The following is a 12696-nucleotide window of genomic DNA, read 5'->3' on the forward strand; positions in this document are numbered from 1 at the left end:
GGACCGTCGTTCGTGGGACCGTCTCGATCGAGCACGATGAAGCGCAGTTTGTCCTCCTGGGCAACGTAAACGTGGAGCGGGTCACCGGCTCAAGTCGTGGTCTGTTGCCTCGCCTGAACCAAGCAGTTACCGGGACTCGCGGCACAACTCGGGCCGTCAGAACTTGGGGCCGTCTCATCGCCAGCGACTCATGGTAGGCCGCCCAACACTGCTGCCTCTTGCGATTTAAAAACTCTTGTACCTTCGCAGTTGGCGATGTGCGCGCTGCTGTACCGCCATGAGATTGAGCTAGCTGGCACCCTCAGCCTGCGGCTACACCCGACCGTCATGGCGTGGCGGGCAGTGACCACCGGCTTCCCCTTGTCAGCACGCTAAGGTCGGCGCCCCGGAACAGTCCTGCAGACGACCAGCAGGTTCTTCGTGTGCTGGTGGTACGCGCGCCGTACCGTCGCTGACCAGCCCAGATGGCACGTGTCGGGCCAAGTTCCCGTGGCTAGGCCCGTGAATGGCCCGGATCTTGGTTGTCATACGTCTCATCTGCGTCGTGGTGGTTCGTGGTCGGGGGCGTGCATCCGACTCCCGGAGCCCTCCTTGTGCCCGCAGGGAGATCATTAGACAGGCTCTGGGCCGTTGGACACGGTTTCGATTCCCGCCATCTTCACTCCTCCCATGTGGGCGAAGGCAACGCAGCCACCCGGCTGCGGGGACTTCGTCTTGTCCGGGGCCCGATGGTAGGTGCCGACGTCCGGATTGCGCCTACCAACAGAGGCAAAAGCAGCACCTAACGGCATCAGCCCCAATACCATCCGGTGGTTGCTGCTGGACGCTCCTACCCCGATGGGAGCGGCGCGCCCAGTCTTCTCCCGTACTCCCGAGGAGCCGGATCCATGACCGACATCCAGCATGATGCGATACCGGCCAAGCCTCAGAACGCGCCGGGGCCTCCTCGGAACCCGTGGAAAACGGCCACGGTGTGCCTGGCCGCCGCCCTGACCGCCACCTCCGGCGGTCTGGTCTACACCCTGGTCTCCGACCAGGGGGCAGCAGCGCCGGAGGCGTCCGCGTCGATCCGGGAGGACACGCGTACTCCGGCTACCCCCGATGGAGATGTACCCTCTGCCGCGCCGTCTCCGTCGCCCTCTGCTGCAGGCTCCGCGGTCGGCACCGAGGCCCGCAGCGGCGGCGCGTACGTGACCGTGACGAAGGTGACCTGGGCCGACAACATCAAGCAGACCGACCCGGGCGAAACCGCGACGGTGAAGGCCGGGGACGGGGCGGTGTTCATCGTGCTCGACACGGTGGTTCGCAACGAGACGAAGGCCAGCATGGATCTCACGTGCGGCTATCCCGTGGCGAACTCACTGATCGACGACCAGGGCCGCCGGTACGACGCGATCAAGGACCTGTTCAAGCTGCAGGGGAACCCGGAGTGCAACGACCAGCTGCAGCCGGGGTTCAAGAACGGTATGCAGTACGTGTACCGAGTTCCGGCGGGGGCGCGGATCGTGTCGTGGAAGTTCCAGGAGGTCGACTTCTCCGCTGCCGAGGAAGCAGCGGCGGGGCTGGTGCAGGTCGGCGAGGCCGCGGCGCAGGGAGCGTAGGCGCTGGCCGTTGAACTGCAGCTTGACCACCGTGCCGGTCGGGATCTTGCCTTGCTGCTTGTAGTGGGTGCCGGGCCGGAGCGGACGCCGAGTCCCTTGCCGGGGCTGACGATTTCGGCCTAGGGCTTTGCCTCGGGCTGCTGGTGATGGCCGCGAGCGGTCAACGCCTCCACACCGCATCCGCGTCCGTCTTGCGAGCAGGCGATGGGCGACGCTGTAGGGCTGGCGCCTGGCGCGGAGACTGCCGGCTCACCATCCACACTACGGCCCCGATGTCAGTGCCGGATCGTAGTCTCGGGGGCTATGAGCGAAGGACCGGCGGAAGAGCCGCATGACATGCATTCCTTGTTGTCGAATCCCAGTCTCCTTCTCACGACGGAACCGGCACGTGTCATCGAGCTGTTGGGCCGTGCAGACGACTCTCGGAGTCGGGCCATAGCAGCGGTGTACCGGGCTTCGGCGGAAGTGCACCGGACGCTGGTGCCGGTTCAGAGACGCCAGGTGCTGACGCTGGACGCGGCACGGCTGGGTGAGACGGAACTCGCCGCATGGTTCGGGAGCGCGGATGTGCCGGGGCAGCCCGGTCCAGAGTGGGTTCCGGAGTGGGCGAGCGGCTCTGCTTCCGACCCTCGGTTCCTGCGCGCTTTCACAGGCCACGACGCTCCTGTGACGGCCGTGGCGACGGCGGTTGTCGACCATCGGCCGGTCGCCGTTGCGGGAAGCAAGGACGGGGCTGTGCGGGTGTGGGACTTGACGACCGGGAGGCTGCGGCATGAGCTGACGACGGGCCATACCGACCCGGTGTCGTCGGTGACGGCCGAGTTGCTGGCCGTGGCCACGGCTCTGGTGGACGAGCGTGCCTTGGCGTTCACACTGCACGCCTTTGGGCCGGTGGGCGTGTGGGATCTGGAGACAGGCCGTTCTGCAGGCGAACTCGTCGACATGGTGGAGTGCGCGACCCCGGACGGGCGCCGTGTGGCTCTGACCATGGGGAAGGACCGGACACTGCAGGCATGGGACCTGCTCACCGGGGCCCAGATCAGCGCGTTCCCCTGGGTCACGGACATAGGTGTGCTGGGCGGGCGCCTCGTCGCCGTCGCCGCCGCCGTGAACCAACCGGTCCAGGTGTGGGATCTGATGGCCGACCGTCAAGTCGCCGAGCGTCTCGCGGTCGTGGATGCCTTTCTGGTCGAAGGACAGCGGCCGTTCGCTGTGACTGAGGAGGAAGGCCAGCCGCCGCGCGTGTGGGACCTCATCACCGGTCACCCGATCGAAGGAGCCGAGCGGGCAGAGCTCGGGTTGTTGGAGGCGGAGGACTTGTCAGGCGTGTCAGCTCTGACGGCGGTCAACAACCGAGTGGTCGCCGTCACCCTCGACTATCAGGCCGAACCGGAACTGGTCGGGAACTGGACCGCCGACTACCGAGACAAAGACGCGTCCATCCGAAGACGTGAGACCGCGGTCCTGGGCGCGAGCAGGGTCGTGCTCTGTGCGGGAGCCGATCAGGCACTGCACGTCTGGGACCTGACCACGAGCACTCAGCGCACCGACGACATCCGAGCCATCAGGAGTGCCGCTGCCGGGGACGGACTGCTGGCCCTGTCCCCCGACCCGGGTGAGCGAACAGACCTGTGGGACCTGATAGCGGGCCGCAGAGGCGGCCGGATCAGTACCGGGAACGCGGTAGGAGTCGGGCCTCGGGCCACTTCCCGGTCCCTGGTGCTGCAGGGGCGAATGGTTTCACTCGCCGCCGAACCGGACGGCACGGTCACTGTGCTGGACGCGGTGGAAGGGTGGCCCTCGGGGCGGCCGCTGACCGGCCACACGGAGCGGGTGTGCGCCATGGACACCGTGCCCGCCGGGCAAGCGACGCTGGCGGTGACCGCCAGCCTGGACCAGACCGTGCGGGTGTGGGATCTGGAGACCCGGATGCAGCAGGGCGAGCCCCTTACCGGGCACACCGGCCAGGTGTGGGACCTCGACACCACCCTCGTGGAGGGACGTCCGGTGGCCCTGACCGCGGGCGAAGACCGCACGGTGCGCATGTGGGATCTCACCCAGGTTCACGGTGGTGGCCGGCACCGCTCCGGTCATACCGGCGCCGTCGTCGCCCTCACCACGACGATTCTCGACGGGAAGCCCGTGGCCATCACCGCGGGCTCCGACAAGACCGTACGGACCTGGGACGTGGCCACCGGTCAGCAGGTCACCGATGCCTCGCAAACCGTGGCAGCCGTTATGACGACAGCGGACGTGGACGGGCGCCCGGTCGTCGTGACCGCCGGCCCGGACGCGACCTTGCACATTCTCGATCCCGTCAGCGGCCGAGAGGTTCGCTCGGCGACGCCCAGCCACCACGGCAGAGTCCTCGCCATGGCCACGGCGAACCTGGACGGAGTGCCCGTAGCGGTCACCGCGGGCAGCGACCGCACCGTGGGGGTCTGGGATCTCAACACTGGCAAGGCGTTGTGCGAGCCTCTCACCGGTCACTCCAGCCGGGTCACAGCCGTTGCCACCACTGTTCTGGACGGACGGCCCGTCGCGGTGACGGGCGGCTGGGACAAGTCGGTGCGGCTGTGGGACCTCACCACCGGCCGCCAGGTCGACGGGCCATTGACCGGCCACACGGACTGGGTGACCTCGGTGGCCACCGCGACGCTGCCCAGCGGTCCTGCCGCGGTGACAAAGGGGCGGGACGGAACGGTCTGCCTGTGGGACCTCAGCTCCATGGCCCAGGTCGGCAGCCACGAGCTCACCGAGTCAGGTGCGAGCGGGGCGATAGCCGTCAGCAGCACCGATGACGGGCGACTCGTGGCGGCCATCAGCCATGACAACACCGTGCGGTTCCTCGACCTGGCCACAGGGCGCAGGGCCACCACCGACTATCTGCTCCCTCTGCCCGTGCACGCGCTCACAGCCGCACCGAATGGTGATCTCGTGGTCGCGTTCGGCCCCGAGGTGGCAGTGCTGCGGCTCCAGGCGTCCGGCGCTGTCGAAGTCACGCAGGGTGCTGCCGCCACGAGCGGAGCCGTACACCCATGAGAATCCGGGTTGTCTCACTCAACGTGCAGCGGACTTCCGTCCCCGCACCCCCCGGTGAAGGAGCGCGCGGTCGAATCTTGCCCAGCCATCGACTGTCTGCCGCTTGCCGACCGGGCACTTATGGTGGCATCGGTCTGGCGCCAACGGTGATCGTGAACCGGGCGTACTCCTCACGCATGATCCGGTCCCACCTCCGCGAACGGGACATCCGGGCGGTGATCCCGCAGCCAGTGGACCAGGTCCGCAACCGGCTACGACGTGGTCGAGGAGATGCTGGGCGCCCCGCTGGTGGTTCGACCGGTCGGGCATCGAGTGGTGCTGGCCACCTACTTGGCCGTATTCGGCTGCCGTCGAATCACGTGAACATCCGCGCCACCTGACACGGATCCGCTGCCGCCCGAATCGCTGCTCATTCTCACGAACAGAGTCAGAAAGGCCGTTTGTTCGGCGAACACTCCCACTCGCTGGAGCGAACCCGTGCCGACGGCGCTGGAAAACCCCGTCGGCGCGGCGTCTCGGTGGTCCGCTTCGGAGCGGGCCGCCGGTCTGGTCAGGCCAGGACGTCAGTTACAGCCGGGGGAAGCCTCGGCGCCACGAGCGGCAACGGCGACCGGTCAGGCGCTGTCACACCCCTGCGCCGTCCCGCCGTAGTACAGCAACGCCACCTCCTGGCCGGCGCAGGCGACCAGGCCGCCTTCCGGACCGATGGCCAGCCTCACGCGACGACGCCTTGCCCCAAGTGACCGCTGGCGTGCGGAGGCGCCCTCACAGATGGGGAGTTGGAGCGTCGGTCCGGTCTGTTCGTCGGTTGCCACGTCCCAGATCCGCAGGGTGCCGTCGTCGTGACCGGCCAGCACGACGGTGCGGCCACGCAGCACCATGGTCTGCAGTGCACTGACTCCGGCGGGCCGGTAGAGGAGGTCGGTGAGGCTTTCGGCCTGCCATGCCCTGAGAGCCTGTCCCGTAGTCATGTCCCACAGTTCCAACCGCCCGTCCCAGTAACCGGCCACTACGACGGGACGGCCGCCGAGTGTCATCACGGCGATCGCGGAGACTGGGCCGTCTGCGGTGGGGAATGATGTGAGCTGCCTGCCTTCCGTGAGGTCCCAGATTCGTATCTTCTCGTCCCAGTCGTGGTCTAGGTCCATGCCACCGCCGGTGATGGCGACGGCACGGCCGTCGACCATCGCAGTGGCCACGTGGGCCACCCAGGTTGTGTGACCAACAAGGGGGGAACCGATCTGCTGGCAAGTCGTCAGGTCCCACAGCCGTACCGTGCAGTCCTCGTGGCCGGTGACGACGACCGGGCAGGCATCGATCATGACTACGGCCACGGCTTGGGTATCCTCGGCAGGCAGGTCCGACACATGGTGTCCAGCGGCCAGGTCCCACAGTCCGACCCTGCGCGAATCGTGGCCGAGGACGGCGACCGCCGGACGATTTCCGAACGGGACGATCGCCATGTCCTCCATCGCACCGACCGATATCTCACCGGAGCAGCTGCCGTCGGTCAGGTCCCACACGCACGCGGTGTCCTTGCCAGCGGTGACGGCGACACGGTGTCCGTCGAGCACCGTGGTCACCACAGTGCTGACCGGAGACAACGATGTGCCTCCGCATTCCGAGCGAGTCCACCGGGGAACCCAGATGTCGGACAAAGCACCGTCCGCCGGATTGCGCATTCTTCCACCCCGCACGGTGACATGAGCCAGGCGACCGTCTCCGGCTGCTTCAGAACGGTCGCCCACTGCTCGGTGGGCACGGCCGAGCAGCTTAACTCATGCGGCTCAGCCGGTCGTTTGGGAGCCGCTTTCCGGTACGCCGAGCAGCTGGGGGCCGGGCGGTGTCGTGGCTGACTTCACAGCAGCAAGTGGATGTTTGCGTCATTCGTCTGCAGGATGCGCCTCACTCATCCCAGGGGCGCAAACACCCTTGTGCCTTGCGTCCGGCGTGGCGGTGGCCGACATGGAGGCGTGCCAGCCTCACCTGACACATGGCAGTAGTCGCTCGGTGTCCGGTTCCGACCGGTGGAACGTCGGCCCTTGGAAGATCACGACATATATCATTGCCTGCCACTGTGGAGGTGGGGCATCATCCAGGGTGCCCTGCTGTGACGGGGGTGGACGCGTGGGCCACAACGATGTCTTGGCTGGTACGCCATCGGAACCTTTTGGGGGATGGTCCGAAGCTGGGTGGGCTGAGCAGAAGACGGCGATAGCACAAGCGTTGTCCGGCGGGTCCGTGGACTCCCTGCTCATGGATCCTGCATTCCTCGTTCATGCCGATCCGGAGTTCATAGTCCCGCTGCTTGACAGCGCCGCAGGTCACCGGGCACGGGAGTCGGCCGCGGTGTACCGAGCGTCCCTGCATTACAGGGGCCGCGACGCGGGTGTCCGGCGCTGGCTGCTGGGAATGCATGCCCTTCGCACCGACCACCCACAGCTGGCCGCAGTGGTGCGTGCCGTGCACGTGGCCGACGGGGAGGGCCCTGCTGGAGTCTGGTGGCCGTCCTGGTCGAACGGGGGACACGTGGAGGACTTCTGGGCGGGGCGGCCTGCGGCGAGCGGGGCGACGCCTGTTCCAGGGGCCGGGCCGTCCGGCAGGGACGTGCGGGAAGTCGTCTTGACGACTCCGGAGGGCCGCCAGGCCGTGGCCTCTGCCGGCCTCGCCTCGTGGGTGTGGTCCCTGATCACCGACAAGAACCGGACCAGGCCTTCCGACGGAGTCAGGCCCTTCGCGGTGACGGCCCTCGGGACGCGGCTGGTTGTCATTCGTCACACCCGCGAGGGGACAGTGCGGGTGTGGGACGTCGAAACCGACCGCCCAGTGGGGCCGCCGATCACCGGGCACATCGCCTCGATCGCTGTGGGCGTCCTCGACGGACGCCCGGTGGCAGTCACCGGTGGCTACGACAAGACGGTGCGGGTGTGGGATGTGGCAGAGGGCCGCCCTCTCGGTCAGCCCCTCACCGGGCATACCGACTGGGTGCGGGCGGTGGCGGTGGCCTTGCTGGAGGGGCGGCTGGTTGCTGTCACGGGCAGTGATGACCAGACGGTGCGGGTCTGGGATGTGGCGGAGGGCCGCCCCCTGGGTCAGCCCCTCACCGGGCATACCCGTTCGGTGCGGGCGGTGGCGGTGGCCTTGCTGGAGGGGCGGCTGGTTGCTGTCACGGGCAGTGATGACCAGACGGTGCGGGTCTGGGATGTGGCGGAGGGCCGCCCCCTGGGTCAGCCCCTCACCGGGCATACCCGTTCGGTGCGGGCGGTGGCGGTGGCCTTGCTGGAGGGGCGGCTGGTTGCTGTCACGGGCAGTGATGACCAGACGGTGCGGGTCTGGGATGTGGCGGAGGGTCGCCCCCTGGGTCAGCCCCTCACCGGACAATCGGGCGTGGTGAGCGGCGTCTTCACGGCCTGCGTGGACGGCCGCCCTGTCGCCGTCACCCACTGCAGTGAGAAGGAGCGGGTCCAGATCTGGGACCTTCTGGCGGATCCACACCGCACCGGTCACACCGCTGCCGTGTGCGCTGTGGCGGTCGCCGACCTCGACGAGGGTCCCGTCGCCGTGACGAGCGGCGAGGACGGGACCGTACGGGTATGGGACCTGGCCGATGGCCGATCAGTCGGCCAGGCGTGGGCCGGCGACGGCGTGGCCAGGTCCCTGGCCACAGCCACGATCGAAGGTCGGCCGGTGGTCGTTACGGGCGGCGGCCACGTGGGCTTGTGGGACCTGACGACCGGCCGGTCAGTCCGCTGGCTCGGAAGCCACCGCCGTGGCGGTGTGAACGCGGTTGCCGTGGCCACCGTCGACGGCCTACCGTACGCCATCACCGGCGGCAACGACCGGCTCGACCTGGACGGTGACGAGGACGACGGAAGCGTACGGTTCTGGGGCCTGCCCGAGGGGCCGCCACACGGTAAAAGCGAGGGCGCTCTGGTGCGGGCTGAACTGCGGCTGGGCACCGACGAGGGTCAAGGACACTTGTGGCTGGAAGAACTGTCCCGGGAAATTCCCCGGCGTGAGTGCCACCGGCTGGATGCCCATTGGGTGCGGGCGTTGGCCGTGGCCACCGTTGCGGACCGTCCCATTGCCGTCATCGCCTGCGGCAGCTACGGCGAACTACGTGCAGTGGACCTCACAACCTGGCAAAGCCTACCGTTCGGGCACCATGAGAGCTGGGTCAACGCGGTGGCCACGGCGACCGTTGAGGGCCGTCCCGTGGCTGCCATCGCTGGCGAGGACGCGACAGGGCGTGTTTGGGACCTGACCACCGGCGAGGCTCTCGGCCAACCGCTGATCGGTCACACCGCTCCCATACGAACCGTGTCGGTCACCACTCTCAACAGCCGACCGGTCGTCATCACCGGAGGAGACGACTGCACCATCCGCGCCTGGGACCTGAACACTGGCCAGCAGGTTGGGCCGGAGTTGTGCTTCCCCAACCCCATCAGGGCCGCGGCGACCACCACCGGGGGTGAGCTGATCGTCTGTCACGGAACCGAGATCACCCTCTTTGCCCACGACAGCCCTGATCGGACAGCCCGGTGATGCTGGGAGGGATGGCGGGTTGCTGTGCGGGCGGGTCGCTGGCCTGGTGTGCCGGTACGCGGCGCAGCCCACCGCGGACCGGCCCGACGGCGCGATTGTGGCCACCACCGGTCCGGGCTGGGCCCGCTTTTGGTCCTCGTCGAGCGGCCCGGACATGGCTGGAGCCGATCACCGGCCGCGACCAGTCGAGTTGCTCGGCCGCCTGCAGCCTCTCGAGCAGGATCACGTGGAGCCTGTCCCAGACGCCGGCCTTGTTCCAGGCCTTGAGGCGGCGCCAGCAGGTCATGCCCGAACAAGATCCCGCACAAGGCCTGGCGGTCCGGCACCAGCGGCCGGCCCGGCTTCAGCTTCGGCCCCCGTATCGGCAGCAACGGCTCAATCGACCACCACAGTTCATCCGAGATGATCCACGGACGAGACTCCCTCTTTCCCACGGCCAGACCAACGAGCATCCAAGCCGACAGGCACACCTCGACCGGCTTCTGTTAGCTTGCCGTTTAACCTCGCTGCTGTTCGTGTTCCTTGATCGTTTCGGCGCGTTTCACGGTCTTGCCGACGTCCTGGATGCAGGCCTTGTGCTGGTTGCGGCTGCCGGGTGGACGTCCAGGGCCGGGCCTGCCCGGTTTCGGTGCGGCTGCGGGACGGGCCGCCTTCCGGCGGAGGTTGCGAAACCCTCGCCGGACGCGGGCCGGGGACAGCCGTTCGGTCTTTACGGGGCGTTCCCAGGGGTGGCGAAGGTCCTCGGCGAGGGGGCGGGCGAGGCGGAGCTGGGTGTGCGCGGCGTTGATCAGCCAGGTCCACAGGTCGGCTGCGGCGGGGTGACGGACGCGTGGCGCGGTCCAGCCGAGCGTCTGCTTGATCATTCTGAAGGTGTGCTCGATGTCGAACCTGCGCAGGAACGTTTGCCACCACAGGTCCACGGTGGCCGGGGTGGCGCCGGTGGCCGAGCACCACAGCCACACCGGCTTGGGGGTGGCCTCGCCGGGCAGTCGTTCTACGGTCAGACGGATCAACGTGCCGTGCAGCAGAGGGAGTTCTTCTGCGGCATGCCCCAGCCAGGGTCCGCGGTGGGTCAGGCGGGGGTGCATGCGGTCCCAGGCCATCGCCTCCGCTTTCCCGTAGCGGGTGGTGTCCGTCACCGTGGTGACCTCGGGTGCGTGCCAGGACTGCGGCTTGGCGAAGGTCAGCACGCCGCCGTGCTTGCGCGGCCGCCCGCCCCGGGGGCCGGAGCGGGCCGGGCCCGCGTCGCGGAGCATGACTCGATCCGAGTGCAGGCGCCCGACCAGGATCACGGGCAGGTCGGCCAAGGCGTGGGAGAGGTAGGCGCTGTCGTAGCCGGCGTCCATTACGACCAGCATGTCGGGGTCGCCGTTGCTCCAGTGGCCTGCGGCGATAATGCGGGTGACGACTTCGCGCAGCTGGGCGGCGGTGACCGTGGTGGCGTCGTCGGCCGGCCCCAGGCGCATGGCGTCCAGCAGCCCGCACCAGGAGGTGCGGCCCGATTCGAGGGCCGCGACGAAGGAGTATGGCCAGCCGGGGATCAGCTGGTCGCAGCTGCGGTCGGCGCGGCGGCCGTGGACGTGGCAGAAGAGCCGGTCAGGGCTGGTGTTCGCGTCGGGACGCAGCCAGTTGGAGACGTCCACCGCCAAGGCGATGCGGCCGTCGGTGATGCGGGGCAGCGGGAGGTCGGCCAGCGCCCGGCGCATGCGGACCGGTTGGCACCAACCCTTGTCCAGAGCCGCGTACAGGGCGCCGTGCCCGCGCCGCATCTCATGCGCGAGGGAAAGCTCGACCAGCGTCTTGACCGGGCCATCGGTGCACAGCACTGCGTCGGTCAGCTCGAAGAGCACGTCCGCGCGGGCGTACAGGCTCTCGTAGAACTCAACCCGAAAGCGGGACAAGATGTCCAACGCCTCGATTGAGGGCGGGGCGGCAGGGAAACTCATGAGCAGCGGCCGTTCTCTCGTGCTTCGTGACTCGACATCTCGAAGGGTGGAGAACGGCCGCCCCCGCTGTCCCGGGAAGAACCGCAGATCAGCAAGTCGGGTGACCTGCCAGGTTAAACGTCAAGCTTAGGACCTCTAACATCGCGACGTATGATCACGGTTGCCAGCTGGAATGTTCTGCACCGCGTCCACGCCGAGAACTGGGGTGAGGACGCCCTGAGGGGTTGCCCGGACGAGTCGGAGCGGATCGCCGCGGTTACGGCGTTGCTGGTGGGACGAGACGAGCACGTCATCGCCCTGCAGGAAGTTAGCGGTGACCAACTGGCCAGCCTCCGCCTTGCCCTGACCGGCCGGAGTGTCCACGCGTTGAGGTACCCGCGCGTCCCAGCACCGCGCCACGGGAGCTGCTCGCTGCGCGACCCCGAGGAGTACCTCGTGCTCCTGGTCGACGGACCGAGCCGGGAGGTCGCTGCCGAGTCCTTCGAGGACGACCCGGGGAAGGGCGCGCTCGCCGTCGAGACCGCCGGAACGCTGATCGTCGCCACGCACGTGAGCGGCGATCAGCGGCGCACGCGCCAGCTGGCACGCCTGGCCGAATTGGCCGCCTCTCCGCGGGGATACGCAGCAATACTTCTCGGGGACTTCAACACCGACCGTGCCACCGTAGCGTCGGCTCTGGGTACTGGCTTCGCCGTCGCGGACCTCCCGCCGGACGGCCTGCCGACACGGCCGCGCACGTCAGGCTCTAAGTCGCAGTGGATCGACCACGTGGTCGTGCGGGGCGCTGTTGTCAGCAACGCAGCGGTCGAGAGGATGGAGGGCCTATCGGACCACAACCTGGTCCGCGCGACCGTCACCATGTGAGCTGGGCAACGAGCAGGGGAAGAGACCCGACAGCGACTCACCACCGCCCCTTGCTCGACAGGCCCGACCTGCACGGTCCACCCCCATCGGCCGACTTTCTCGACCTCGATGAGGGTTGCGCCCTCCCGGAGACGTGACAGCGTACCGTGGAACGGCGAACAGCCAAGTCAAGACAGCCCTCGTCCATGGTCGGGTCGGATTCAGTGCAACGCGAGGATTCCGGCCTCGCGCTCGACGGCGGGGGACTCTTCGGGGTCGCCGCTCTCCTGGATCTTCGCCCAGTACCGCTTGAGCTGCGACATGGTGGCGTTGACCTGTTCGAGGGCGGCCGTGGATCGGTGGTCAACGTGGCGTCCACAGCCGCCTTCCAGCCGACGGCGTACTTCGCCGTCTATGGCGCGTCCAAGACCTTCGTGCTGAACTTCAGCCTCGCGCTCCGCCACGAGTAACGGCGGCGCGGCATCCGTGTGCTCGCGCTCTGTCCGGGGCCGGTGGAGACCGCGTCGGGCCGGTCCGGCATCCGGCATCCGGCGGAATGAAGCCCGCGCCGAAGCCCCCGAACATCTGTGCCAGCGTTAGGGTGCCACGCCCGCAAACGGTGGCTGCGGATGGACGCCATTACGGCGCAGGCCGGTCCGATCGTCCCGCCCCCCAACTCCCGGCCGCCCCGGGTTCAGGCATCAGCCGCCAGTCGAAGA

At 68.3% G+C, this 12696-nt stretch carries 7 protein-coding genes and 2 pseudogenes; 7 read left to right on the top strand and 2 right to left on the bottom strand.

What is annotated here, in order from left to right:
* Positions 1 to 887 precede the first annotated feature (887 nt).
* The 4 genes and pseudogenes from OG386_RS45375 to OG386_RS45385 form a co-directional block, all read left to right on the top strand.
* Positions 888 to 1601 carry a hypothetical protein gene (locus OG386_RS45375; protein ID WP_314245550.1) on the top strand — a complete coding sequence of 238 codons (714 nt, stop codon included), beginning with the start codon at positions 888 to 890 and terminating at the stop codon, positions 1599 to 1601.
* A 336-nt stretch (positions 1602 to 1937) separates the two neighbouring features.
* Positions 1938 to 2339 (top strand): annotated as a pseudogene (locus OG386_RS47140) (hypothetical protein); the annotation flags it as partial.
* 12 nt (positions 2340 to 2351) lie between these two features.
* Positions 2352 to 4643 carry a WD40 repeat domain-containing protein gene (locus OG386_RS45380; RefSeq protein ID WP_328793069.1) on the top strand — a complete coding sequence of 764 codons (2292 nt, stop codon included), beginning with the start codon at positions 2352 to 2354 and terminating at the stop codon, positions 4641 to 4643.
* Between the two features lie 146 nt (positions 4644 to 4789).
* Positions 4790 to 4927 (top strand): annotated as a pseudogene (locus OG386_RS45385) (IS5/IS1182 family transposase); the annotation flags it as partial.
* 330 nt (positions 4928 to 5257) lie between these two features.
* On the opposite strand, the gene OG386_RS45390 reads toward OG386_RS45385, so the two are convergent.
* Positions 5258 to 6226 (bottom strand): WD40 repeat domain-containing protein, encoded by a 969-nt coding sequence (locus OG386_RS45390; protein WP_328793070.1) that lies wholly within the window; start codon positions 6224 to 6226, stop codon positions 5258 to 5260.
* A 1039-nt stretch (positions 6227 to 7265) separates the two neighbouring features.
* On the opposite strand from OG386_RS45390, the gene OG386_RS45395 reads away from it, so the two are divergent.
* Positions 7266 to 9188, top strand: a complete 1923-nt coding sequence (locus OG386_RS45395; protein WP_328793071.1) for a WD40 repeat domain-containing protein — start codon at positions 7266 to 7268, stop codon at positions 9186 to 9188.
* Between the two features lie 497 nt (positions 9189 to 9685).
* Here OG386_RS45395 and OG386_RS45405 read toward each other — a convergent pair whose 3' ends face one another.
* Entirely contained in the window at positions 9686 to 11134 is a 1449-nt protein-coding gene (locus tag OG386_RS45405) for an NF041680 family putative transposase (RefSeq protein ID WP_328793072.1), read from the bottom strand.
* Positions 11135 to 11284: 150 nt separating this feature from the next.
* Between OG386_RS45405 and OG386_RS45410 the strand changes: the two genes are divergently transcribed.
* Positions 11285 to 11998, top strand: a complete 714-nt coding sequence (locus OG386_RS45410) for an endonuclease/exonuclease/phosphatase family protein (RefSeq protein ID WP_314245559.1) — start codon at positions 11285 to 11287, stop codon at positions 11996 to 11998.
* A gap of 347 nt (positions 11999 to 12345) precedes the next feature.
* Positions 12346 to 12447, top strand: coding sequence for a hypothetical protein (locus OG386_RS45415; protein ID WP_266599520.1), 102 nt, complete (start codon positions 12346 to 12348; stop codon positions 12445 to 12447).
* Positions 12448 to 12696 lie beyond the last annotated feature (249 nt).

The sequence above is a fragment of the Streptomyces sp. NBC_00273 genome (assembly GCF_036178145.1).
GTDB lineage: Bacteria > Actinomycetota > Actinomycetes > Streptomycetales > Streptomycetaceae > Streptomyces.

Excerpts from the sequence above, each read along its gene's own strand:
- OG386_RS45375 (WP_314245550.1), top strand. The coding sequence starts at position 888 with ATGACCGACATCCAGCATGATGCGATACCGGCCAAGCCTCAGAACGCG.
- OG386_RS45405 (WP_328793072.1), bottom strand. The coding sequence starts at position 11,134 with ATGAGTTTCCCTGCCGCCCCGCCCTCAATCGAGGCGTTGGACATCTTG.
- OG386_RS45410 (WP_314245559.1), top strand. The coding sequence starts at position 11,285 with ATGATCACGGTTGCCAGCTGGAATGTTCTGCACCGCGTCCACGCCGAG.